Source organism: Streptomyces buecherae (genome assembly GCF_014295035.1).
GTDB lineage: Bacteria > Actinomycetota > Actinomycetes > Streptomycetales > Streptomycetaceae > Streptomyces > Streptomyces youssoufiensis.
In genome coordinates this window covers 4782207-4806539 of sequence record NZ_CP060404.1, presented here as the reverse complement: position 1 = coordinate 4806539, position 24333 = coordinate 4782207, and the positions used below count along the sequence as shown (strand labels likewise).

Annotated in this window: 21 protein-coding genes and 1 pseudogene; 4 read left to right on the top strand and 18 right to left on the bottom strand. The window is 75.0% G+C overall.

The genetic code is table 11. From position 1 onward, the window contains the following. Positions 1-17: 17 nt before the first annotated feature. The 6 genes from H7H31_RS18710 to H7H31_RS18685 form a co-directional block, all read right to left on the bottom strand. On the bottom strand, positions 18-815 hold the full coding sequence (locus tag H7H31_RS18710; protein WP_176162482.1) for a type III pantothenate kinase: 798 nt from the start codon (positions 813-815) through the stop codon (positions 18-20). Continuing rightward, positions 815-1858: a carboxylating nicotinate-nucleotide diphosphorylase gene (gene nadC / locus H7H31_RS18705; RefSeq protein ID WP_187059938.1), complete on the bottom strand. Its 1044-nt coding sequence runs from the start codon at positions 1856-1858 to the stop codon at positions 815-817. Before nadC ends, H7H31_RS18710 begins: the two co-directional genes overlap by 1 nt. 2 nt (positions 1859-1860) lie before the next feature. Beyond that, positions 1861-3867 (bottom strand): L-aspartate oxidase, encoded by a 2007-nt coding sequence (locus H7H31_RS18700; RefSeq protein WP_269475457.1) that lies wholly within the window; start codon positions 3865-3867, stop codon positions 1861-1863. After that, positions 3864-4979 carry a pantoate--beta-alanine ligase gene (panC, locus tag H7H31_RS18695; RefSeq protein ID WP_187060114.1) on the bottom strand — a complete coding sequence of 372 codons (1116 nt, stop codon included), beginning with the start codon at positions 4977-4979 and terminating at the stop codon, positions 3864-3866. Before panC ends, H7H31_RS18700 begins: the two co-directional genes overlap by 4 nt. Continuing rightward, positions 4976-5944, bottom strand: a complete 969-nt coding sequence (locus H7H31_RS18690; protein ID WP_187060113.1) for a Rossmann-like and DUF2520 domain-containing protein — start codon at positions 5942-5944, stop codon at positions 4976-4978. Before H7H31_RS18690 ends, panC begins: the two co-directional genes overlap by 4 nt. Before the next feature lie 328 nt (positions 5945-6272). Next, on the bottom strand, positions 6273-6695 hold the full coding sequence (locus H7H31_RS18685) for a hypothetical protein (protein ID WP_187059775.1): 423 nt from the start codon (positions 6693-6695) through the stop codon (positions 6273-6275). Positions 6696-6794: 99 nt separating this feature from the next. On the opposite strand from H7H31_RS18685, the gene H7H31_RS18680 reads away from it, so the two are divergent. Beyond that, a complete protein-coding gene (locus H7H31_RS18680; RefSeq protein ID WP_187059774.1) occupies positions 6795-7889 on the top strand; it encodes a DUF5937 family protein in 1095 nt (364 codons plus the stop codon). Positions 7890-7939: 50 nt separating this feature from the next. Here the strand turns inward: H7H31_RS18680 and H7H31_RS18675 are convergent, their stop codons facing one another. Further along, on the bottom strand, positions 7940-8617 hold the full coding sequence (locus H7H31_RS18675) for a response regulator (RefSeq protein ID WP_176162488.1): 678 nt from the start codon (positions 8615-8617) through the stop codon (positions 7940-7942). 197 nt (positions 8618-8814) lie between these two features. Beyond that, a complete protein-coding gene (locus H7H31_RS18670; RefSeq protein ID WP_187063291.1) occupies positions 8815-10008 on the bottom strand; it encodes a sensor histidine kinase in 1194 nt (397 codons plus the stop codon). Positions 10009-10276: 268 nt separating this feature from the next. On the opposite strand from H7H31_RS18670, the gene H7H31_RS18665 reads away from it, so the two are divergent. Together H7H31_RS18665 and H7H31_RS18660 are read left to right on the top strand one after the other, a co-directional pair. Next, positions 10277-11707 carry an SAM-dependent methyltransferase gene (locus tag H7H31_RS18665; RefSeq protein ID WP_187063290.1) on the top strand — a complete coding sequence of 477 codons (1431 nt, stop codon included), beginning with the start codon at positions 10277-10279 and terminating at the stop codon, positions 11705-11707. A 12-nt stretch (positions 11708-11719) separates the two neighbouring features. Next, positions 11720-12862: an NADH-quinone oxidoreductase subunit D gene (locus H7H31_RS18660; protein ID WP_187063289.1), complete on the top strand. Its 1143-nt coding sequence runs from the start codon at positions 11720-11722 to the stop codon at positions 12860-12862. A 108-nt stretch (positions 12863-12970) separates the two neighbouring features. On the opposite strand, the gene H7H31_RS18655 is transcribed toward H7H31_RS18660, so the two are convergent. From H7H31_RS18655 to H7H31_RS18640, 4 genes and pseudogenes are all read right to left on the bottom strand, one after another. Further along, complete coding sequence (locus tag H7H31_RS18655) at positions 12971-14503, bottom strand: hypothetical protein (protein ID WP_187063288.1); 1533 nt, start codon at positions 14501-14503, stop codon at positions 12971-12973. Between the two features lie 64 nt (positions 14504-14567). Next, positions 14568-15539, bottom strand: coding sequence for an ABC transporter substrate-binding protein (locus tag H7H31_RS18650; RefSeq protein WP_372455978.1), 972 nt, complete (start codon positions 15537-15539; stop codon positions 14568-14570). 102 nt (positions 15540-15641) lie between these two features. Then, positions 15642-16253 (bottom strand): annotated as a pseudogene (locus H7H31_RS18645) (ABC transporter permease); the annotation flags it as partial. A 4-nt stretch (positions 16254-16257) separates the two neighbouring features. Beyond that, positions 16258-16998 (bottom strand): ABC transporter permease, encoded by a 741-nt coding sequence (locus tag H7H31_RS18640; RefSeq protein ID WP_176162493.1) that lies wholly within the window; start codon positions 16996-16998, stop codon positions 16258-16260. A gap of 159 nt (positions 16999-17157) precedes the next feature. Here H7H31_RS18640 and H7H31_RS18635 point away from each other — a divergent pair, with 159 nt between their 5' ends. Further along, the gene (locus H7H31_RS18635) at positions 17158-18318 is read left to right on the top strand and encodes an ABC transporter ATP-binding protein (protein ID WP_187063287.1); all 1161 of its coding nucleotides are present in this window, start codon (positions 17158-17160) and stop codon (positions 18316-18318) included. A gap of 270 nt (positions 18319-18588) precedes the next feature. Here the strand turns inward: H7H31_RS18635 and H7H31_RS18630 are convergent, their stop codons facing one another. The 6 genes from H7H31_RS18630 to H7H31_RS18605 all read right to left on the bottom strand — a co-directional run bounded on the left by H7H31_RS18630 (position 18589) and on the right by H7H31_RS18605 (position 24204). Continuing rightward, positions 18589-19077, bottom strand: coding sequence for a DUF3180 domain-containing protein (locus H7H31_RS18630; RefSeq protein WP_176162495.1), 489 nt, complete (start codon positions 19075-19077; stop codon positions 18589-18591). An 80-nt stretch (positions 19078-19157) separates the two neighbouring features. Next, complete coding sequence (folK, locus tag H7H31_RS18625) at positions 19158-19751, bottom strand: 2-amino-4-hydroxy-6-hydroxymethyldihydropteridine diphosphokinase (RefSeq protein WP_176162496.1); 594 nt, start codon at positions 19749-19751, stop codon at positions 19158-19160. After that, the gene (gene folB, locus H7H31_RS18620) at positions 19748-20107 is read right to left on the bottom strand and encodes a dihydroneopterin aldolase (RefSeq protein ID WP_232544128.1); all 360 of its coding nucleotides are present in this window, start codon (positions 20105-20107) and stop codon (positions 19748-19750) included. Before folB ends, folK begins: the two co-directional genes overlap by 4 nt. Positions 20108-20650: 543 nt before the next feature. Continuing rightward, positions 20651-21136, bottom strand: coding sequence for a nuclear transport factor 2 family protein (locus H7H31_RS18615; protein WP_187063285.1), 486 nt, complete (start codon positions 21134-21136; stop codon positions 20651-20653). After that, entirely contained in the window at positions 21133-22134 is a 1002-nt protein-coding gene (gene folP, locus H7H31_RS18610) for a dihydropteroate synthase (RefSeq protein ID WP_187063284.1), read from the bottom strand. Before folP ends, H7H31_RS18615 begins: the two co-directional genes overlap by 4 nt. A 63-nt stretch (positions 22135-22197) precedes the next feature. Continuing rightward, a complete protein-coding gene (locus tag H7H31_RS18605) occupies positions 22198-24204 on the bottom strand; it encodes a phosphatidylglycerol lysyltransferase domain-containing protein (RefSeq protein WP_232109942.1) in 2007 nt (668 codons plus the stop codon). Between the last annotated feature and the right edge of the window lie 129 nt (positions 24205-24333).

Here is a 24333-nt window from a genome sequence, read left to right as displayed (position 1 = left end):
GCCCCGCTCAGGTCAGGTCAGGTGCGGGAGACGTTGCGCTCGTACACCAGGCGCAGCCCTATCAGGGTCAGCCAGGGTTCGTGCTCGTCGATGACCGACGCCTCGCCGAGGACCAGCGGCGCCAGGCCGCCGGTGGCGATGACCGTGACGTCGTCGGGGTCGTCGGCCAACTCGCGGGCCATGCGCGCGACGACGCCGTCCACCTGGCCCGCGAAGCCGTACAGGATGCCGGACTGCATCGCCTCGACCGTGTTCTTGCCGATGACGCTGCGCGGCCGGGCCAGTTCGATCTTGCGGAGCTGGGCGCCCTTGACGCCGAGCGCCTCCACGGAGATCTCGATGCCGGGGGCGATGACGCCGCCGACGTACTCGCCGCGCGCGCTGACCGCGTCGAACGTCGTCGCCGTGCCGAAGTCCACGACCACGCACGGCCCTTCGTACAGCTCCACCGCCGCCAGCGCGTTGATGATCCGGTCCGCGCCGACCTCCTTGGGGTGGTCCATCAGGATCGGCACGCCGGTCTTGACGCCCGGCTCCACCAGCACGGCCGGCACGTCGCCGTAGTAGCGGCGGGTGACCTCGCGCAGCTCGTGCAGGACCGAGGGGACGGTGGAACAGATGGCGATGCCGTCGATGCCGTCGCCCAACTCCTCGCCGAGCAGCGGGTGCATGCCCATCAGGCCGTGCAGCAACACGGCCAACTCGTCCGCGGTGCGGCGGGCGTCGGTGGAGATGCGCCAGTGCTCGACGATCTCCTCGCCGTCGAACAGGCCGAGCACGGTGTGCGTGTTGCCGGCGTCGATGGTGAGCAGCATCAGCCCTCCTCTCGCAGGTCGAGGCCGATGTCGAGGATGGGCGACGAGTGGGTGAGGGCGCCGACCGCGAGGTAGTCGACGCCGGTGTCCGCGTACGCGCGGGCATTGTCCAGCGTGAGCCGGCCGGAGGACTCCAGCTTGGCCCGGCCGGCGACCAGGGCGACCGCCTCGCGGGTCTGCTCCGGGGTGAAGTTGTCGAGCAGGATCAGCTCGGCCCCCTCGGCGAGGACCGGCTCGATCTGGTCGAGGCGGTCCACCTCGACCTCGATCGGCAGCCCGGGGAAGGCGTCCCGTACCGCCGTGAACGCCGCCGCGACGCCGCCGGCGGCCACCACGTGGTTGTCCTTGATCAGCGCCGCGTCCGACAGGGACATCCGGTGGTTGACGCCGCCGCCGCAGCGGACCGCGTACTTCTCCAGGGCGCGCAGGCCGGGGGTGGTCTTGCGGGTGTCGCGGACGGCGGCGCCGGTGCCCGCCAGCGCGTCGGCCCAGGCGCGGGTCGCGGTCGCGATGCCGGACAGCCGGCACAGCAGGTTGAGCGCGCTGCGCTCGCCGGTCAGCAGGTCGCGGGTGCGGGTGCGGACGGACAGCAGCTTGTCGCCCGGGGCGACCCGGTCGCCGTCCTCGGCGTGCCGCTCGACCTCGAACGCGTCGGTGCACACCACCGACAGGATCGCCTCGGCGATGCGCAGGCCGGCCACGGTGCCCGCCTCGCGGGCCGTGAAGTCGCCGGTGGCGACCGCGTCCTCGGGGATGGTCGCGACGGTGGTGACGTCCACGCCACGGTCGAGGTCCTCCTCGATCGCCACGTGCGCGATGTCCTCGACCTGCACCGGGTCGAGCCCGGCCGCGACCAGCAGCGCCGCGAGGTCCGGGTCGAGCCCGCACTCCAGCGGGTCCAGCTCGTACGCGCCGTCGGCGCCGCCGCAGCCGCAGCCGTCGCCGCAGCCGCCGGTCTCCCCCGCTCCCCCGGCGGCTGCGGAACCGCCGGTCTGCGACAGCGGGAGGTCCACTGGGCGCGGGTTGTCGTCGGGAGTGCTCACGGTCACGACTCCTGGGTGGGCTCGTTGGTGCTGACGTCGTCGGCGGGGGCGGGGGCGGGGGCGGGGGACGGGGCGGGCGCGCCCGCGGCTGCGGGCGGGCCCTGGGTGGCCGCGCGGCCGGGGCCGTAGTCGACGGGCGGGAAGGCCGTGCCGGCCGTGGTGCGGACCGCGAGGGTACGGTCCGGGCGCAGGGTGACCAGCAGGTGCCGGCCCCAGGTGGCGTCGTCCCGGTCCGGGCGGTCCTCGCGCCAGTGGCAGCCACGGGTCTCGGCGCGCCGCAGCGCGGCGGCCACCAGCACCCGGGCGACCAGCAACAGGTTGGTCGCCTCCCACGTCTCGACGCCCGGCTCCGCGGTCTTGCCGTCGGCCTCCAGCGCCCGCGCGGCGTCCTCGTGCAGGCGGTCGAGCTGCTCGGCGGCCCGGCCCAGGCTCTCCGCCGAGCGCAGCACACCGGCGCCCGCCGTCATGACGCGCTGCACCGTGAACCGGGCCTCCGGCGCGAGCAGCGGGGTGGCCGCCGGCGCGTCGGCGCGGCCGGGGGCGGACTCCGGCGCGCCGGCGCGCGCGGTGGCCGGGGCCGGGGCGGTCCGGCTCGGGGCCGCGCCGGGCGCGGCGCTGGCATCGGCGATCCGCGTGGCGATGTCGGCGGCCATCCGCTCGGCGAAGACCAGACCTTCGAGGAGCGAGTTGGAGGCCAGCCGGTTGGCGCCGTGGACGCCCGTGCAGGCGACCTCTCCACACGCGTACAGGCCCGCGACCGTCGTACGGCCGCGCAGGTCGGTCCGTACGCCGCCGCTGGCGTGGTGGGCGGCGGGCGCGACCGGGATGGGCTCGGTCACCGGGTCGATGCCGTGCGCGCGGCACGCGGCGAGGATGGTGGGGAAGCGCTGCTCCCACATGGCCGCGCCGAAGTGCCGGGCGTCCAGGTACACGTGGTCGGTGCCGCGTTCGCGCATGCGGCGCATGATGCCCTTGGCGACGATGTCGCGCGGCGCCAGCTCCGCCAGCTCGTGCTGCCCGACCATGAAGCGGGTGCCCTCGTCGTCCACGAGGTACGCGCCCTCGCCGCGCACCGCCTCGGAGACCAGCGGCTGCTGCCCCTCGGCCTCCGGGCCGAGCCAGAGCACCGTCGGGTGGAACTGGACGAACTCCAGGTCCGAGACCTCGGCCCCGGCGCGCAGCGCGAGCGCGACGCCGTCGCCGGTGGAGACGGGCGGGTTGGTGGTGGCCGAGAAGACCTGGCCCATGCCGCCGGTGGCCAACACGACCGCGCGCGCCCGCACGGCCCCGACGCCGTCCCGCCGGCCCTCCCCCATGACGTGCAGGGTCACGCCGGCGGCCCGGCCGGCCTCGTCGGTCAGCAGGTCGAGGACGAGGGCGTTCTCGATGGTCTCGATGCGGCCCCCGGCCGGCGCGGTGCCGGCCGCCCCGGGCGTGCCCGCCGCGCGCACGGCGTCCACCAGGGCGCGGGATATCTCCGCCCCGGTCGCGTCGCCCCCCGCGTGCACGATGCGGCGGCGGTGGTGGCCGCCCTCGCGGGTGAGCAGGATCTCGCCGGTGTCGGCGTCGCTGTCGAAGCGGGCTCCGGTGCCGATCAGGCGGTACACGGCGCCGGGGCCCTCGGTGACCATGGCGCGCACGGCCTGCTGGTCGCAGAGCCCGGCGCCGGCGACGAGCGTGTCGGCCTCATGCTGCTCGGGCGTGTCCCCCTCGCCCAGCGCCGCGGCCACGCCGCCCTGCGCCCAGCGCGTCGAGCCGTCGTCCAGCCGGGCCTTGGTGACGACGGTGACCGAGGCGCCCGCGGCGGCGCAGCGCAGCGCGACCGTCAGGCCGGCCACGCCGGAGCCGACGACCACCACGTCGGCGTCGATCGCCCACCCGGGCGCGGGCGCGTGCAGCCGCGGGCGGGTCCCGGGCACGGGCCCACCGGGCGCGCCGGCTTCGCCGGTGGTCGCGGGCACGACGGGCTCGCCGCGTTCCGTACGCGTCATGGGTTCCGTACGCGTCATGGTCTGACTCCCCGCTGCGGGAACTCCAGGCGGACGTTGTCGATGAGGCGGGTGGCGCCGACCCGGGCGGCGACCGCCAACACGGCCTCACCCGTGAAGTCGTCGCCGGCCTCGGTGAAGTCGGCCGGGTCCACCAGGGCCAGGTAGTCCAGGGCCAGCGGCGGATCGTGGTCGGCCGCCTCCGCCAACACGGCCCGCGCCGCCTCCCGTACCAGCCGCGGCAGCGGCGTCCCCGTGGCGCCCGGCGCGGCGTCGGCCAGCACGGCCCTGGCCGGCGCGCCCACCCCGGGTGCGTCGACCGTGGACGCGTCCGGCGTGGCCACGCCAGTCGCGGTGACGTCCACGGCGGGGGCGTCCGCCGGTGCGCTCGGCGCGGGGTCGGTGGCGGCGGCCGGCGTGGGCGCGCCACTCGCGGTGGCCAGCGCGTCGCGGCCCGCGAACAGCGCCCTGGACAGGGCGAGGGCCGTGGTGCGCTCGGCGGGCGCGAGGTAGCGGTTGCGGCTGGAGAGGGCGAGGCCGTCCGCCTCGCGCACGGTCGGGACGCCGACGACGCGGACCGGGAAGTTCAGGTCGGTGACCATGCGCCGGATCACGGCGAGTTGCTGCGCGTCCTTCTCGCCGAAGAAGGCCACGTCGGGCCGGGTGAGGTGGAGCAGCTTGGCGACGACCGTGAGCACCCCGTCGAAGTGGCCGGGGCGCGACGCCCCCTCGTACCGCTCGCCCATCGGGCCCGCCGTGACGCGCACCTCGGGCTCGCCGCCCGGGTACACGTCGCGCACGGGCGGCGCGAGGACGATGTCCGCGCCGGCCTCCGCCGCGAGCTCCAGGTCGGCCTCCAGCGTGCGCGGGTAGCGGTCGAGGTCCTCGCCCGCGCCGAACTGGAGCGGGTTCACGAAGACCGTGACCGTGACCAGGCCCTCGTCGCCGACCCGGGCCCGGGCGGCGCGGATCAGCGAGGCGTGGCCCGCGTGCAGCGCGCCCATCGTCATCACCACGGCCGTCCGGCCGGGCGTCGCGTGCGGGGTCAGCGCCTCGTCGTAGTCGCGGACGCTGGTGCACAGCTCCACGTCGGGGCCGCCGGCGCCGGCCTCGCTCCACCGTCGCGGGCTCATCGGCCGCCTCCACTCGTACCGTTCGCACTGCTCGTGCCGTCGCCGCCGGGCGGCCCGTCCTCGTCCTGGTGCGCGAGCACACCCAACAGGTCCTCGGCCAGCTCCGGCTTGAGCAGGCCGTGCGCGAGCGCGCGGTCGGCCGTCGTACGGGCCATGGCCAGATAGCCGGGCACCACCTGCGGCGCGCGCCGGCGCAGCTCGGCCACGTGCGCCGCGACCGTGCCGGCGTCGCCGCGCGCGACCGGGCCGGTCAGCGCGGCGTCGCCGCTGCGCAGCGCGTTGTCCAACGCGGCGCCGAGCAGCGGGCCGAGCATCCGGCCCGGCGCGGCGACGCCCGCCTCCTGGAGCAGCTCACGGGCCTGGGCGACCAGCGTGACCAGGTGGTTGGCGCCGATGGCCAGCGCCGCGTGGTAGAGCGGGCGGGCCTCCTCGGCGATCCACTCCGCCTCGCCGCCCATCTCGATGACCAGCGCCTCGGCGGCCAGCCGCAGCTCCTCGGGCGCGGTGACGCCGAACGAGCAGCCCGCGAGCCGCTCCACGTCCACGGCCGTGCCGGTGAACGTCATCGCCGGGTGCAGCGCCAGCGGCAGCGCGCCCGCGCGCAGCGCGGGGTCGAGCACGCCCGTCCCGTACCGCCCCGAGGTGTGCGCCAGGAGCTGTCCGGGGCGCACCGCGCCGGTCTCGACCAGGCCCTCGACCAGGCCGGGCAACACGTCGTCGGGCACCGTGAGCAGCACCAGCTCGGCGCGGGCCAGCACCTCGGCGGGCGACACGAGGGGCACCCCGGGCAGCAGCTCGGCGGCCCGGCGCACCGAGGCGTCGGAGACGCCGGACGCGGCCACCGGGCGGTGCCCGGCCAGTCGCAACGCGGCGGCGAGCGCGGGCCCGACGCGGCCCGCGCCGACGACTCCGACGGTGAGCCGGGCGGGCCTGTCCTGGGGGTCTGGGAGGTGGGGTGGATTCACGGAGCGACGGCCTTCCGTTCCAGTCCGCGAGGGGTACCGGACGATTGAGCGCCATGCTACGCGAGTGCCCGCGACGGCCCCCTTGTGCGCCCGGAGCCTGTGGATAACTCCGCGCGACGCGCCGTCCGACGCCGCCCACACCCTCCCGCGCCCCGCCCCGACCTGGCCCCCTTCTCGCCCCGTTCCCACCACCGCCCCGCCCTCGTTCCGGCCGCCACCTCCCGCGCGCGGGACATAGGGAGAGGGCGGGACATACGGACAGGGCGGGACGTACGCGGGAGCTGACGTACGGAGGTGACGTACGGGGCGAAACGTACGGGCTACGCGGCTACTCGGCCGGCCGGCGCCGCACCCCCGCGTCGCACAGGTCGCGCTCCGGGGCCGCCGCGCGGGCGCCCTCCCCGGTGGCGGTGGCCGCGCCGCCGGCCGCGCGCCGGGGCGCCGGGCGGGCGGGTTCCCTGCGCACCGGCGCGACCTCGGTCGCGGCGGGCGCCGGCGTGCCGGGAGCGGCCGTGCTGCCGCGGCTCGTCGCGGGGTGCAGCCAGCGGGTCAGCGTGGCGCGCGCGGCACTCAGCAGGCGGGGGGCCAGGCCGACGCCGATCGCGCGCTCCGCGACCACGGCCTGGAACCTGCGGTACTCGCGCACCTCAGCCGCCACCCGCCAGTCGTGGCGGCCGGGTGCGGGCGGCGCGGGCACGCCCCGCCGCGCGCTGCGGTAGAGGTCCAGTGCGTACTGCTGCGCGATGTCCATGGCCTCACCCTGCGACAGCCCCGCCGAGCGCGTCGCTTCGATTGACGAAGGCCGTCAAGTGTGCGCTGAGCTGGGCCGCGAACAGTGCACAGTAGGTCTGTGAGCGTCACCATCGACATCGCGGGCCTGTCCCCGGAACGCATCGTCTTCTCCCCGTCGCCCCTGGCGGAACTGGGCGCGGCGCTGCACGCGCTGGCCGAGCCCGCACACCACCCGGGGCTGCACAACTGGACCACCGCCACCGCCTGCGCGCTCAAGCCCGACCTGGCCGACCGGCTCCAGGAGGCGGAGTTCCTGTGGCGCACCACGCGCTCCGACATCCTGCTGCCGCACAACCCCGGCGCGACCCTGGCCGAGGACCTGGACCGGCTCGACCAGATGCCGGACGAGGAGTTCGTCACGGCCGCGTTGGAGATCTCCTGCGCCGCCAGCTACGGGCGCGCGCGGCCGAACCCGCTGCACGACCCGTACGAGCGCGACCGCGCCCGGGAGCGGGCGGCGGCGCGCGGCCCGTGCCAGGCGGCGTTCGTGGAACGGGTGCTGGCCGACCCGCCCGCCGTACGCGCCTGGCTGCGCCGCCTCTTCGAGGACTGTGAGCAGGCGTTCTTCGGGGACACCTGGCAGCGCGTGCGGGTGCAACTCGCCGCCGACGCCCGGCACAAGGCGGAGGTGCTGCGGCGCAAGGGCCTCGCGGAGGCGTTGGCCACGGTCTCCCCGGCGCTCACCCTCGACGCCGAGCGGCAGCGCATCGTGGCGGACAAGCTGGCGACGGGTCAGACGACCGCGCTGCAACCGGGCGAGCGGGCCGGCATCACCTTCGTGCCGACCGCGTTCGGCTGGCCGCACCTGCTGGTCCTGCACGCCCCGGGCTGGAAGCCCGTCGTGCACTACCCGGTGGGCTCCCCGGAGTTGCCGCGCCCGCAGGCGCTTGAGCTGGTGCAGCGGCGGCTGGACGCGGTGTCGCACCCGGTGCGCATGAACCTGTGCCGGACGCTGTCCCGTGGCACGCACACCACCGGCGAGCTGGCCAACGCGCACGGCATCACCGCGCCCGAGGTCTCGCGGCACATATCCGTGCTGAAGAAGGCGGGCCTACTGACCACCCGCCGGCGCGGCCGGTACGTACTGCACCAACTCGACCTGGCGTCCGTGGCCCGCCTCGGCTCCGACTTCCTGGAGGCCCTGCTGCGCTGACGCGTCGCCGCGCCGACCGGCCGGCCGCCGCGCCAGCCGCCCCGTACCGGCTACTGCGCCGTGCCGCCCGCGCGCACCAGGCCCGTCTCGTACGCCAGCACCACCACCTGCACCCGGTCCCGCAGGCCGAGCTTGGTCAGGATGCGGCCCACGTGGGTCTTCACGGTCGCCTCGGAGAGGACCAGCCGAGCCGCTATCTCGCCGTTGGACAGGCCCTGGGCGACGAGCATCATCACCTCGCGCTCCCGCTCGGTCAGCTTGCCGATCTCGGACCGCTCCGCCTCGGCGGCGCCGCTGCTCGGCAGCATCGGCGTGAACCGGTCGAGCAGCCGGCGCGTCGTGCTGGGCGCGACGACCGCGTCGCCGCTGTGCACGGCGCGGATGGCGGTGAGGAGTTCGGCGGGCGGCACGTCCTTGAGCATGAAGCCGCCGGCGCCGGCCTTCAGCGCCGAGAACGCGTACTCGTCCAGGTCGAACGTGGTGAGTATCAGCACCTTGGGTGCGCCCTCGGCGCGACAGATGCGGGCGGTGGCCTCCACCCCGTCCAGGCGCGGCATGCGGACGTCCATCAGTACGACGTCCACCTCGGTGCTCCGCAGCACCTCCAACGCTTCGAGGCCGTCGCCGGCCTCGGCGACGACGTCCATGTCCGGCTGGGCCGCGAGCACCATGCGGAAACCGGTCCGCAGCAGGGCCTGGTCATCGACGAGCATCACGCGAATCGGCATCGGTCCGGTTCTCTTTCTTGTGGCGGGCGGGGTGCGGCTTGGGTTCGTGCGGCGGGGCGGGGCGAGGCGGGGTGGGGCGGGTCGGGTGGAGCGGCGCGGGAGCCGGTGCGGCACGCGCGCGGTGCGGGCCCGGGGCCGGGACGGGGCGTGGTGGCCGTCGGAGCCAGGGAAACCGTACGCGCGCCGGCCACCGTCACTCACCTCGACGGCTTGAGCGGCAGCACCGCGCTGACCCGGAAGCCGCCGCCGTTGCGCGGCCCCGCGTCGAGCCGGCCCCCGACCATCCCGACGCGCTCCCGCATGCCGATCAGGCCATGGCCGAGCCCGTCGGCGCCGCCCGTCTCGTACAGCTCGCGGCCCGCGCCGCGGCCGTCGTCTTCGATCAGCAGGTCGAGTTCGGTGTCGGCGTAGCTGAGCCGGACGGTCGCCCCGACGTGCTCACCGCCGTGCTTGCGGGTGTTGGTCAGCGCCTCCTGCACGATGCGGTACGCGGTCAGCTCCACGCCGCTGTCCAGCGGGCGCGGGTCGCCCGCCACCTTGAAGTCGACCGGAAGGCCGGCGCCCCGCACCTGCTCTATGAGGTCCGTGAGCTGCTCGACGCCCGGCTGGGGCACGTACTCGCCGCCCTCGCTTTCCCCGGTGCGCAACACGCCGAGCAGCCGGCGCATCTCGGCCAGCGCCTGCCGCCCGGTCCCCGAGATCGTCTCCAGGGCCTGCTTGGCCTGTTCGGGCGCGGCGTCCAGTACGTACGCGGCGCCGTCGGCCTGCACGACCATGACCGACACGTTGTGCGCGACGACGTCGTGCAGCTCGCGGGCTATTCGGGCACGCTCGCCCGCGACGGCCACCTTCGCCTGCGCCTCCCGCTCCCGCTCCAGGCGCGCGGCGCGCTCCTCCAACTGCGCGTAGTACGCGCGGCGGGTACGGATCGAGTCGCCGAGCACCCAGGCCAGCGCGAAGGGGATCGTCATGAAGCACACGGAGACGACGGTCTGCCACTGGGTCTGGGCCTCGGGCGGCCAGCGCACGGCGGCGATGGTGGGCGCGCACAGGCCGCCGACCAGTCCCAGCCAGGAGGACCAGCGGGCGCCGTTGGCCGCGCAGGTGTAGATGACCACCAGCATGGCGAAGTCGGCCGGGTTGAGGCCGACGTCGGTCACGAGCTGGAGCAGCCCCACCGCCGTGACCACCAGCAGCATCTTCTCCGGCGCGCGCCGGCGCAGCGCGGTGGCCGCGCACAGGACCGCGCAGAGCACGACGGCCACCAGGCGCACCTCGCGCCCCATGCTCGCCTCCACGACCCAGAGCAGGGCGAGGCCCGCCAGCATGACAGCCCAGAAGCTGTCGACACCGGTGGGGTGCCTGCGGAGGAAATCGTAGAGACGCTGCACGTCACCCAGCGTAGGCAGGTCAAGTGTGTGCAGGGGTCAACCGGACGGTCGATCCGGTACGGCCCCGCGTACTCCCCAAGGTGGAGACCGACCACCCGGTATGCTCCCGCGAGATCCTCCTGCCGCGACATCACCCCAGGTCAGCCGCGTGGCGAGCGGGCCGGTGAGCCCTGCCTGTCCCGGGGGCCCAGGATGGTCGTGCCGGGCCGGTCGGCCGGCGGGACGACAGCCGAAGAGGAAGACGGGAGCACCGGTGGAGGGCAGCGGCATGACGCGGGAACCCGGAACGGCCGGCGACGGGACCGACGAAGCCGGCGGGGTCAGCGGGGTCAGCGGGGTCAGCGAGACCAACGAGGCCAAGGGAGGCGAGGGGGCCGAGGGGACCCACGGGGACGGCGGTATCGGGCCGGCGGGCGCGGGCGGCCGGGCGCCGGCGAGCCCGCCCCCGCCGGGTGCGCCATCCGGGCGTACGGGGTGGCGGGCCGCCACCGAACGGGCGCTGTACGGGCCGGGCGGCTTCTACCACCGCCCCGAGGGCCCGGCCGGCCACTTCCGCACCTCCGTGCACGCCTCGCCGCTGTACGCGCGGGCCGTCGCCACGCTGCTGACCCGCGTGGACGCCGCCTTGGGCCACCCCGCCGAACTTGCCCTCCTCGACATCGGCGCCGGCCGCGGCGAACTCCTCACCGGCGTACTGGACGCGCTGACCACATCCGGCCAGCGGGTCGCCGACGAGCGCTCCGGCGCGGGCGTCGGCGACCTCGTGGCCCGGCTGCGCCCGTGCGCCGTCGAGCGCGCGCGGCGGCCGGCCGGGGTCGACCCGCGCGTCGCGTGGCGCGACGACCTGCCCGCGCCCGGCTCGCTGACCGGCCTGCTGATCGCCAACGAGTGGCTGGACAACGTGCCGGTGGACGTGGTCGAGGTGGACCCGGACGGCGTGCCGCGCCAGGTACGGGTGGCCCCGGACGGCACCGAGGAGCTGGGCGACCCGGTCCCGCCGGCCGACGCCGCCTGGCTGGCCGACTGGTGGCCGTGGCCACGGGCGACCGAGGCGGAGCCAGGCACCGAGCCTGACCACGGGTCGGGGGACCAGTCCGTACGGGACGACGAGCCCGGGATCGCGCCCGTACGGGACGACGACCGGGAGCCGCGAGCCGAGCCCGGGCCGCGAGCCGAGCCCGGGTCGCGGGCCGAGGTGGGCGCGCCGCGGGACGCCGCCTGGGCGCGCGCCGTACGCAGCCTCCACGCCGGGCTCGCGGTCGCCGTCGACTACGCCCACACCCGCGCGTCCCGCCCCCCGTACGGCACCCTCACCGGCTTCCGCGACGGCCGCGAGGTGCGCCCCGTGCCGGACGGCTCGTGCGACCTGACCTCCCACGTCGCGTTGGACGCGTGCGCGGCGGCGGGCGCGCGGGCGGCGCGCGCGGGGGCCCCCGTGCTGCGCACCCAGCGGGACGCCCTGCGCGCGCTCGGCCTCGCGGGGCGGCGGCCACCGTTGGCGCGGGCCAGCACCGATCCCACCGGCTACCTGCGGGCCCTGAGCCTGGCCGGCGAGGCGGCCGAGCTGACCGACCCCGCCGGGCTCGGCGACTTCCGCTGGCTGTGCCAGCCGGTGGGCCCCGTCGCCGTCGCCGACATCCTCCCGCTCTCGCTCCCGACCCCGCCCCGGGACGGGTCCGGGCCGCCACGGGCGAGCTGAGAGACTGGGCCCATGACGGAGACGACAGTCGGCATCGGCGGGGCGGCGGAGAGCACCGACATGGTGCTCAACATCGGGCCGCAGCACCCGTCCACGCACGGCGTGCTGCGACTGCGGCTGGTGATCGACGGCGAGCGGATCGAGCGGGCCGAACCGGTCATCGGCTACATGCACCGGGGCGCCGAGAAACTCTTCGAGGCGCGCGACTACCGCCAGATCATCATGCTCGCCAACCGGCACGACTGGCTCTCCGCGTTCTCCAACGAGCTGGGCGTGGTGCTCGCCGTGGAGCGGATGCTCGGCATGGAGGTGCCCGAGCGCGCCGTGTGGACCCGCACCCTGCTCGCCGAGCTGAACCGGGTCCTCAACCACCTGATGTTCCTCGGCTCCTACCCGCTGGAACTCGGCGGCATCACGCCCGTCTTCCACGCCTTCCACGAGCGGGAGCAGCTCCAGGCGGTGATGGAGGAGATCTCCGGCGGCCGGATGCACTTCATGTACAACCGCGTCGGCGGCCTCAAGGAGGACCTGCCCGCCGGCTGGCTCGGCCGCGCCCGCGCCGCGGTGACCGAGGCCCAGTCCCGGATGGACGTGTACGACAACCTCGTCCTCGGCAACGAGATCTTCCGTGGCCGCACCCGCGACGTGGGCGTGCTGTCCGCGCGGGCCGTGCACGCGTACGGGGTCAGCGGCCCGATCGCCCGCGCCTCCGGCGTCGACTTCGACCTCCGCCGGGACGAGCCGTACCTCGCGTACGGGCACCTGCGCGACACGCTGCGCGTCGTCACCCGGACCGAGGGCGACTGCCTGGCCCGCTTCGAGTGCCTGCTCGACCAGACGCACAACTCGCTCGACCTCGCCGAAGCCTGCCTCGACCGGATCGCCGACCTCCCGCCGGGCCCGATCAACCAGCGGCTGCCCAAGGTGCTCAAGGCCCCCGAGGGCCACACGTACGCCTGGACCGAGAACCCGCTCGGCCTCAACGGCTACTACCTGGTCTCCAAGGGCGAGAAGACCCCCTACCGGCTCAAGCTCCGCTCCGCCTCGTTCAACAACATCCAGGCGCTGACGGAGCTGCTGCCCGGCACGCTGGTCGCCGACATGGTCTCCATCCTCGGCTCGCTGTTCTTCGTCGTCGGCGACATCGACAAGTAGCCAGAAACACCCGAAAGGGGCCCCGCCACGGGGCCCCTTTCGTGCTTTCCGACTCTCCGCACGCTCTCCGCCCGCGCTCCGCACGCAGCGCGCGCCGCTCGGCGCGGGTTACGAGATGGCGCCGCGCAGCTCGGCCAGGTCGATCTGCTCGGTCTCGTCGTGCGCGGTCAGGTCGATGACCCGGTCGTCCGCGGCGTCCTCCGCGCTGGCGGTGGTCGCGTCCTGGGCCTCCTGGGTGCCCTGGGCGTGCTGCGCCTGCTGGGCGTCCCGCGCGTGCGCCGCGTGGTCGGCGATGGCCTCGGCGCCGACCACGTCCGCGAGGTCGTCCTCCAACGCGTCGGCACGGCGGGCGGCGGGCGCCCCCGACGCGTTGCCGAAGAAGTCGAAGCCGCCGACGGCCCGCGACGCCGGGCGCCACTGCGGAGCGGGCTGCGCCGGCTGCGGCACCACGGCCGCGGCGATCGGAGCCGTGGCGGGCCCCGCGAGCCCGGCCACGCCATCGGCCCGACCGTGCTCGGTGGCTTCGGCGGCCTCGGCGTCCCGCGTGTCCCGTACGGCGTCCCGGTCGGCGGCGGCGTCCGCGGCGTCGGCGGCGGCAGCGGAAGCCACGGCCGGGTCGGCGTCCGCCTCGGCGACGACGTCGGCGGCCACGTCAGTGGCTTCCGCGCCGGTGCCGCCCTTCGCCGCGTCCGCCACCACGGCGTCCGCCGTGGCCCGCTCCGCCGTCGCCAGGCCGGGGGCGTCGCCCGAGCCGGCCGCCACGCTTCCGGCCGGCTCCGCCGGCACCGCCTGCTCGACCGGCTCGGCACCGGCCATCGTGTCGCCGGCCACGGCCACCGTGGCACCCGTCGCCGCGCCATCCGTCGCCGCGTCAGCCGTCGTGACGCCAGCCGTCACCGCGCTCTCCGTCACCGCGGCAGCCGTCGCCGCGACGGTCGCGCGCTGCTCGGCCGCGTTGCGGGCGAGGTCGCGCAGGGCCGTGGCGGCCCGCTCGTACACGGCGGGCTGGAGGAGGCCGGTGAGCCGCATCGTCGGCACCCCACCGGTCGCGGCTGCCCGCTCGCGGCCGGCGGCCGGCCGGGCGGCGTCGGCCCGGGCGCCCCGCGCGGCGGCCACGGCCGCGACGGCCACCGAGGCCCCCGGGGTCTCCACCACGTCACCGTCCGGCGCGGCGGCGGTGGCTGACGGGGTGCCAAGGGCGAGGCGGCGGCGCTCCTCCAGCGTGCGGGCCCGCTCGGTCTCGGCGGTGGCGTACCGGCGGAGCAGCGCCGCGTGCTCGTTGCGCAGCCGGGCGAGTTCGGCGCGCTTGGCGCGCAGCTTCGCGTCCAGCTTGGTGCGCGCGCCACGGGCCCGCTCGGCGTCCGCCTCCAGCTCCGCCACGCGTTCCTCGGTCCGCCACTCGTCGCGCAGCCGGGCGCGGTTCAGGTCCGCGAGGCGCTTGTCCGCCGCGCTGTCCCAGCGGCGCAGCAGCACGGCGCCGACGATCGCGGCCACCGCCGCGACCGTGGCCAACGAGCGGACCAGCAGGGGTTCACCGACGAGCCACGCAGCCGCGGCGCAGGCGGTTGACACACCCGCGACGGCCAGCGGTGGGAGCAGCCGGTGCAGAGGCAGGGAATGACGATGGCGTCCACGTGGCATGGCCTGAAACTTACCGTGCGTACGTCGCGTCGCGCTGCCCGCCCCGCGATCTGTTCCCTCCCGGTTACTTACTCAGCAATCCCTTCTTCTCCAGGTAGTCCTTGGCGACATCCGCGGGCTTCTCCCGGTCGGCGTCCACCGCGCGGTTCATGTCGGCCAGGTCCTGGGTCGTCAGAACCCGGGTGAGCTTGTCGAGTACGGCTTCCAACTTGGCCCCGCCGGCGTCCCTCGCGTTGACGACGGGAAGGACGTTGTCGGCGTTTTGCAGGCCCTTGTCGTCCTCCAGCAGAACGAGGCCGAAGTCCTCCAGTGTGGCGTCCGTCGTCGTGGTCAGCAGCATGTCGTCGGTGCCGTCCTTGACCGCCTGCTTCGACTGCACCGTGCCCACGCCCTTGGGGTCGACCTCGGTGACATTGATGCCGTACGTCTTCTTCAGTCCGGGCGAGCAGAACGGGCGCTGGCTGCATTCGTCGCCCGCGGCCAATTTGATCTTGAGTTTGGACGCGCCGAGATCCGAGAGGGTGGTCAGATCGTGCTTCTCGGCGAACTCCTTGGTGACCGCGAACGCGTTCTGGTCGATGGCGTCGCCGGCGGAAAGCACCTTCAGTCCGCGGGGCTCGGCGAGCTTCTTGAGCGCCGCGACGGTCTTGTCCGTGTCGTCCGAGGCGACGGGATTCTTCGCCGGCGCGTCGGGGCCGTTCTCCTTGGCGTTGAGGAATTCGGCGAGCGTGGCGGCGTATTCCGGGGCCACGTCGATCTGGCCCTTCTCCAGCGCCGGCTCGTACAGCTCGCGGGCCTTGAGTGGCTGGATCGAGGCGGAGAAGCCGGCGTCGTCCAGTATCTGGGCGTACAGCTCGGCCATGATCTTGAACTCGGTGAAGCCGGCCGCGCCGACCACCACCGAGCCCTTGCCGCCGCCGCCCCTGGCGGAGGAGTCCTCCAGGCTCCTGCCGCCGTACCCGATGACGACCGCGGCGAGCGCGACGATCGCGGCCGTGCCGCCCGCGGCGAACTTCACCGCCGTCGCCGGGGCCACCCGGTCCTCCGCGCGCCGCTCGCGCTCCGCGCGCCGCCTGGCCGCCCGCACCGCCGCCGGCAGCGGGCTCAGCAGCCGCTCGGCGACCACCAACACGCCCTCGACCAGCAGCGCGAGCCCCGCCACCAGGACCGCGCCGGCGACCACCTGGCCGGTGTTGTAGGTGTTGAAGCCGGCCGTGATGATGCGGCCGAGTCCGCCGCCGCCGGGCAGCGCCGCCAGCGTCGTGGTCGCCACCACCTGCACGGCGGCCGTCCGCAGCCCCGTCATGATCAGCGGGAAGGCGAGCGGCAGCTCGACCCGGCCCAGCAACTGCCAGCCGGACATGCCCATGCCGCGCGCCGCCTCGACCACGTCCTGGTCGGCCTCGCGCATCCCCACGTACGCGTTGGTCAGCAGCGGCGGCACCGCGAACAGCACCAGGGCGATGATGGTCGGCACGTCCCCGTGCTTGCCCAGCGGCGTCAGCATCAGCACCACGAGCACGGCGAAGGTGGGCACCGCGCGGCCGGCGTTGGAGATGTTGACCGCGAGCGCGCCGCCCTTGCCGATGTGGCCCAGGTAGAGCGCGACGGGCAGCGCGATGGCGCAGGAGATGGCCAGGCACACCAGGGTGAGGTACAGGTGCTCGCCCAGGCGGTGCCACACGCCGCTGGTGCCCGCCCAGTTGGCGCCGGTCGTCAGCCAGTCCCAGGCGCCGGTGATCTCGTCCATGTCCTCAACCCGCCTTCGCGGCGCGCGCCACGCGCCGGGTCCCGTTCCGCCTGCCGGTCCGGCCGCCGGCGTCCCGGGCCCGGGCCCGGTTCCAGGGCGTCAGCAGCTTCTGCACGCCGAGCAGCAGCACGTCGGCGACGATCGCGAGGGCGACGCAGATGGCGGACGCCGTGAGCACCTGGGCCTTGAAGAAGCTGTCCATGCCGTCGTAGATGAGGTTGCCCAGGCCTCCGAAGCCGACGATCGCGCCGACCGTGGTCAGCGAGATGGTGGAGACCGTCACGATCCGCACGCCCGCCATCAGCGCGGGCAGCGCCAGCGGCAGCTCCACCTCGAAGAGCAGCCGCCCCTGCCCGTACCCCATGCCGCGCGCCGCCTCGCGCGCGTCGGCCGGCACCGACTCGAGGCCGGCCAGGATGTTGCGCACCAGGATGGTGAGCGAATACAGCACGAGCCCGGTGACCACCACCGCCGCCGAGACCCCGAACACCGGCATCAGCAGCGCGAACATGGCCAGCGACGGCACCGTGTACAGCACCGTCGTCAGGCCGAGCACCGGGCCGGCCGCGGCCCGCCAGCGGCGGGCGAGCAGCGCCAGCGGGAACGCCACGAGCAGCCCGATGGCCACGGAGACCGCGGTGATCCACACGTGTTGCACCGTCGCGTCCGTGAGCTCCTGGCTCCGCGTCCGCACGTACTCGCCGCAGATCCACTCGTTCGCCGCGAGACAGCCCTTCGCACTCATGACCGCCTACCTCCCCCGCACCTGCCGGTCCCATGCCCCGCGCGTCTCGCCCGCGCCGGTCCCATGCCTGGCGACCCTAACCCCGGGCACTGACAATCGAGCCAGACCGCCACGAGAGCGCAATATGTTCTTCAACGACTACGGCGACAATGGGGACCCATGATCCGCTTCGAGCACGTCAGCAAGCGCTACGCCGATGGCACCACCGCGGTCGCCGACCTGTCCTTCGAGGTCGCGGAGGGGGAGCTGGTCACGCTCGTCGGGCCGTCGGGGTGTGGCAAGACCACCACGATGAAGATGGTCAACCGGCTCATCGAGCCGTCCAGCGGGCAGATCTTCCTGGACGGCGAGGACATCGCGACGATCGACCCGGTCCAGCTCAGGCGCCGGATCGGCTACGTCATCCAGCAGGTCGGCCTCTTCCCGCACAAGACCGTCCTGGAGAACACGGCCACCGTGCCGCACCTGCTCGGCTGGCAGCGCGGCAAGGCCGGCGCGCGGGCCGCGGAACTGCTCGACCTGGTCGGCCTCGACCCGTCGGTGTACGGCGACCGCTACCCCGACCAGCTCTCCGGCGGCCAGCGGCAGCGCGTCGGCGTGGCCCGCGCGCTCGCGGCCGACCCGCCGGTGCTGTTGATGGACGAGCCGTTCGGCGCGGTGGACCCGGTCGTGCGCGAGCACCTGCAGAACGAGTTCCTGCGGCTCCAGGCGCAGGTGCGCAAGACGGTGCTGTTCGTCACGCACGACATCGAGGAGGCGGTGCGGCTCGGCGACCGGATCGCGGTCTACGGCGCGGGGCGCATCGAGCAGTTCGACGCCCCGGCCGCGGTGCTCGGCTCGCCCGCCACGCCGTACGTGGCCGACTTCGTCGGCGCCGACCGTGGCCTCAAGCGGCTCACGGTCACCCCGATCGAGCCGGGCGACCTGGAGCAGCCGCCGATCGTGCACCTGACGGACCCGCTGCCGAAGGCCGCCGCCCGACTCGCGGCCGAGGGCGCGCGGTGGGCGGTCGTCCTGGACGACCAGGACAACCTGCACGGCTGGATCGTGGCCGACGCGGCCGCCACGGCCGGCGAGGGGACCGTGGGGGAGCACGCCCGCCGGATGGAGGCGTGGCTTCCGGTCGGCTCCTCGCTCAAGCGGGCGTTCAGCACCATGCTCCAGCACGACGCGGGCTGGATCGCGGTCCTGGACGGCGACCGCTTCCTCGGCGTCCTCACCCCGGCCAAGCTGCACGAGGCCCTGCGCCGCTCCATCGACGCGGACGCCCAGGACATCGCGCGCTCGGACGTCGAACTCCAGACGGTCGCCGACGCGTAGGGCCCTGGCGGGCCCGGTGAACCGGGTGCACCTGGTGGCCTTGGCCGGTCTGCCGGCCAGGGTGAACCTGGCGGACCTGGTGGGCGGGCCGGGGTGACGAGCGGGGCGTACGGTGCCCGCGCGGGCCGCGCTCAGACCCGCGCGGGCCAGGCCCAGGTGCAGGCGGTCCGCGGTCAGACCGGGCTCCGGGCCGCGCGGGCCGGGCCCAGGCCGGGCTCCGGTCCTCGCGGGGCCGCGAGCGGGCGGGAGGCGCGGCCGGCCCGAGGGGCGTCAGGCCCGGGCCGCGCCGCGCGGGTCGGTGTCGTCGTCCTCCGGGAGTTTCAGGACGCGCTCAAGGAAGAACGCCACCGCGACCACGGCCGCCCCGGCGACCACCGAGGCGGCGGCGTAGATCGCCTGGTCGCGGCGGGCCGGCACGTCGAGTTCGTTGAGAAGCAGGAACAGGCCGACGCCGCCGTACATCCCCGAGACCAGCGCCGCCACCAAGGCGCTGGCCTGCCCGAAGACCACCGCCCGGGCCGCCACCAGCGGGTCGACGCCCTTCGCGCCGGGCCGCCGCTCGCGCTGGGCCTGGAGCCGGGAGCGCATCGACAGGGCCGTCGCCCCCAGCACCACGGCGATCAGCGCCAGCACGATGGGGGCCGCCAGCGGCACGCTCGGCAGGGTGCCGAGGGAGTCCCAGAGCCGGGCGCCCGCCCACGACAGGACGCCGGCCACGACGAAGAGCCCGACCAGTACCCCGATCCGAAGTTGCCTCACCGAGTGGTCGCCCCTCATCGTCGCTCTACCGCCCTTCCACCGGCGCCGCCGTTCGCACGCGGCACCAGCTACCTCAACGCCTACTCAGGCAGCCGCAGTTCCAGGTCGACACGCGGCACCACACCGCCACGATCCACCCGCGCCAGCAGTTCGGCGACCGGTCCGCGCCCCGGAACGACCGCCTCCGGCTCCACGTCGTGCCACGGTACGAGAACGAAGGCGCGCTCGTGGCAGCGCGGGTGCGGAAGCGTGAGCACCGGGTCGTCGGAGACGACGTCCTGGTAGGACACGATGTCCACGTCCAGTGTGCGCGGTCCCCAGCGCTCGTCCCGCACCCGCTCGAACGCCTCCTCAAGGGCCTGGCCGCGATCGAGCAGCGAGGTCGGGGGCAGGGTGGTCCTGACGAGCACGACGGCGTTGAAGTACGTGGGCTGCGCCCCCGGCTCCACGCCCCACGGCTCGGTCTCGTAGACCGGCGACACCGCCTTGACGCGCAGGCCGGGCGTGTCCTCCAGGGCGTCGACCGCGCCCTGCAGGGTCTCCAGGCGGTTGCCCAGGTTGCTGCCGAGCGAGATCACCGCCCACTTCGGGTTGGACAAGGTCACATCGGCGGCGTCCACCTGTTCCACCACGGAGGAGGGGACGGGCTGCACGGTCGGGTCGCTGCTGCTCATACTCGGCTCCGCGTGATGGTAATGGTCACGTCGTCAAAGGGAACGGTGATCGGGGCCTCCGGCTTGTGCACGACGACCTCGACCTCGCGCACCGCCGCGTGCTCCAGGCACTTCTGGGCGATCCGCTCGGCGAGCGTCTCGATCAGGTCCACCGGCTCCCCCGCCACCACGGCCACGACCTCCTCGGCCACGACCCCGTAGTGCACGGTCTTCGTGAGGTCGTCGTCGGCCGCCGCCGGACGCGTGTCCAGGCCGAGCACCAGGTCCACGACGAAGGTCTGGCCCTTCGCGCGCTCCTCGGGGAACACGCCGTGGTGCCCACGGGCCGTCAGGCCGCGCAGCGCGACACGATCCACACGAATCACTCCTGCTGGTCGTCGGAGCGGACGGGCACCGACCACCGGCCGGCGCGCCATCCTCCCTGCCTGGGGCTGTCACACCCCCGTTATCGAATCTACCTGCGAGCGCCGACAGCGCCCGCCCTCGGGGGCTATGGACAGCACGGCGTCCAACTGCTAAGCGGCCATCGCCAGCACGCCGACCGTCTTCCGTGCCCCCACTCCCTACCCTCCCGTCACGCAGCTCGAACGAGTGACCCAGCACGCCGCGCTGACGGGCCCGCGCCGACGCCCTGTCGGCATCCGGGCCGGCCCGCTCCGCCCGCGCGCCGGGCTGCCCGGAGCCGGGTCCGGCTGGCGTCCAGGGTGGGTCCGGCGCGCGTCCGGCGGGCGTACGCGACGCGTGAGCCAGGGGTACGGGAGGCGTACGGGGCCCTCCGCGACGGCCGTGCCGTGTCCGGGCCGGCCGCTCGCGGCGGCGGGCCCGCCCGGACACGGCGCGGCCCGGGCCCCCGTGGGGACCCGGGCCGTGGCGCGTGGTCGCGGCGCGTGGTCGCGGGCTCAGTCGCCGAGGCCCGCCGGGCCGCCGCCGATGCCGTCGTCCGGGGGCGTGTCCGCGTCCTCGTCGTCCCGCTCGGCCAGCACCGGCGAGCCGTGGTGGGACCAGACCTTCCAGTCGTCCCCGCTGCGCCGGAACACGTTCGTCGCCACGACGAGTTGCCCCACCAGCGGGCCGAGCGTGCCCTCCTCCTCGGCCGGGCCGCCGCTGAGAATGTTCTCCGTACAGGTGACCAGCGCGGTGTCGCCGAGCACGGACACCTCCACGTCGGTCAGGAAGAACTGGATGTACTCCGTGTTCGCCATGATCAGCGCGTACGAGCGGAGCACCTCGCTCCGCCCGCGCAGCACCGGCCACCCCGGGTGGACGCAACTCACGTCGCCGTCCAGCCACATCGCGCCGAGGGCCGCCGCGTCGCCGCGCTCCATCGCCTCGTACAGGGCGGTGTTCGCCCGTTCCACCAGTTCGTTGTCCGTACGGGAAGTCACACCGCTCCCTCTGCGTTGGCCACGCCGACCCCACCTGCCCCGCTCGCCTCGCACGTTCCGTCTGCCCCTGCCCGCTCCGTCTCCGTTCCGTGCCCCGCGCCCCCGGCCGCTTCCGCGTCGCGCGCCGCGCTCTCGATCGCCCGGGCGACCCGCACCGCGTCCGCGCTGGCCCGCACCTCGTGTACCCGCACCGCCCAGGCGCCCTCGCGGGCGGCGATGGCCGAGACCGCGGCCGTCGCCGCGTCCCGCTCGCGCGCCGGCGGCGGACTGCCGGCGCCGCCGGCCAGCACCCGGCCGAGGAACCGCTTGCGCGAGGCGGCCACCAGCAGCGGCCGGCCGAGCGCGCGCAGCCGGCCCAGGTTGGCCACCAGCGCCAGGTCGTGGTCGGCGTTCTTCGCGAAACCCAGGCCCGGGTCGAGGACGATGCGGTCGGGCTCGATACCGCCGGCCACCGCGCGCTCCAGGCCCTCCTCCAGTTCGGCCACGACCTCGCCGACCACGTCCCCGTAAACGGCCCGGTTATTCATGTCGATGGACTGCCCGCGCCAGTGCATGACGACGAACGGCACCCCGGCCGCGGCGACCACCGGCACCATCGCGGGGTCGGCCGCGCCGCCGCTCACGTCGTTGACCAGCGCGGCGCCGGCCTGCACGGCGAGTTCGGCGACCGACGCGCGCATGGTGTCCACGCTGACGACGGCGCCGGCGCCGGCCAGCTCCCGCACGACGGGCACCACGCGGCGCAGCTCCTCCGCCTCGTCGACGCGGGCCGCGCCCGGGCGGGTGGACTCGCCGCCCACGTCCACCAGGTCGGCGCCGCTGGCCACCAGGTCGAGACCGTGCTTGACGGCCAGCTCGGTGTCGAACCACTGGCCGCCGTCCGAGAAGGAGTCCGGCGTCACGTTCACCACGCCCATCACGGCGCACCGGTCCCACTCGGGCAGCCCGACCAGGCCGCCGCGACCCACCCGCCCACCGCCATCACGCAACGTACTCATGCCTCCAGCCTAGGCGGCCCCTCCCGGCCGGCCTCCGGGCGGCGCCCGCCGGGCCGGCGCGGGCTAGCTCGGGACGGCCCGCGAGGCGCCGGCGCCCACCGGCACGCCCGACCCGTCGGCCGCGCCGGCGCGGCCGGACCTCGCGCGCCCGGCGGACGCGCCGGCCCCGCCCACCCGGGCGGCGTCCGCAGCGCCCGAACACTCCCCGCGGGCCCCGGAGCCAGTGGCGGGTCCGGCCGCGCGACCGTTCGCGGGCGAGCCGCCGCCGGGGCTCGAACCGGAACCGCGCCGCCACCATCCGGGGCGCGGCAGCGACAGCGAGACGAAGCCCTCGGCCTGCATCGCCGCGAGGCCGATGCGCGGCAGGTCACGGGTGTTGCGGAAGACCACGAAGCGCGGCTCCCAGCGCGGCTGGAACTTCGCGTTGAACTTGTACAGCGACTCGATCTGGAACCAGCGCGACAGGAACAGCAGCAACCCGCACCAGCCGCGCAGCACCGGACCGGCGCCCAGCTTCTCGCCGCGCGCCAGCGCCGAGCGGAACATCGCGAAGTTCAGCGAGACCCGCTGCACCCCCAGCTCCGGCGCGGCCTGCAGGGAGGCCACGATGAGCAGTTCGTTCATGCCCGGGTCGGCGGACCGGTCGCGGCGCATCAGCTCAAGGGACATGCCGTCGCGGCCCCACGGGACGAAGTGCAGCACGGCCTTCAGGTCCCCGTACGGGCCGGCGTCCGCCCCCTCGGCCCCGGGGTCCGCGTCGCGCCGGTGCGCCGTGGCGATCACCGCGTCGCCGTCGGCGGGGTCGCCGATCCGGCCGAGCGCCATGGAGAAGCCGCGCTCGGTGTCGGTACCACGCCAGTCGGCCGCCGCCCGCTGGACGCGCTCCAGCTCGCCGGGGTCGAGGTCGCGCACCCGCCGCACCCGGGTCTCGTAACCGTTCCGCTGGATCCGCCCGACCATCTGCCGCACGTTGCGCATCGAGCGCCCGCTGAGCGTGAAGTCGGCCACGTCCACGATGGCCTCGTCGCCCAGCTCCAGCGCGTCCAGGCCCGACTCGCGGGTCCACACCTGGCCGCCGGTCTCGCTGCACCCCATCACCGCGGGCGTCCACGAGTGCGCCCTGGCCTCGGCCATGAAGCGCTCGATGGCGCCCGGCCACGCCTCCACGTCGCCGACCGGGTCGCCGCTGGCGAGCATCACGCCGGACACCACCCGGTAGCAGACGGCGGCCTTGCCGCTGGGCGAGAAGACCACGGCCTTGTCGCGGCGCAGCGCGAAGTGGCCCAGCGAGTCCCGGCCACCGTGCCGGGCAAGCAGTTCCCGCAACCGCTCCTCGTCCTCGGCGGTCAGCCGGGCGGCCGGCTGCTCGGGGCGGAAGGCCAGGTACGCGGTGGTCACCACGGTCAGCAGGCCGAGGGCGCCCAGCGAGTAGCCGACCGTGTAGCTGACGTCGCCCGTGTAGCGCACCGGGCCCTCGAAGCCGAAGAGGCCCCACAGCACGTGCTGGCAGCGGTCCGCGAACGACGGCGAGCCGATGACCTTGCCCGGGTGCGAGCCGACGATGACCAGGCCGAGCCCGAGGCTCGCCCCGCCGAGGACGACGAGGTTGACCAGTGCCTTCCACCGGGTGCGCGGGTCGGGCAGCGCGGCGAACTCGCCCCGGTGCCGTACCAGCAGCGCCAGCAGCACCAGCGACAACACCGCGCCGGCGACGGAGTGCCGGTAGACGATCTGGGCCGCGGCGCCCGCCGGCAGCAGGCCGGCCGCCGCGATCCAGGCCCGGCGTTTGCGCCGCTTGAGGCCGTGGGCGAGCATGAGGAGCAGCACGCCCACCACGATCGAGGCGGCGGCGGCCAGCGGGCTCACCGCGCCGGGCAGGATCTCCGCCACCGCGTGCAGCCTGCTGTGGCGGAAGCGCGGGAAGACGCCCGCGGCGATGTCGAGCAGGCCGATCAGTGCGCTGGCGGTGCCGATCACGGAGGGGATGGTCTCGGGTCGAGGGCCCCGAGCCACCCGTCGCAGCCTGTTGGCAACCACTTTGGACTCTTCACCGTCTTGCCTTGCAGACATGTACTTCCCGTCGCCCCTGTCAAGAGGATCTGCTGCCCGCTGTTTCACAGCTTTGGTCACATTGCGCGCCCTCTAGGACGGTGATTGACCGCACGGGGTTCATTCCGCGGCACGGGTGACCGGTCGCCC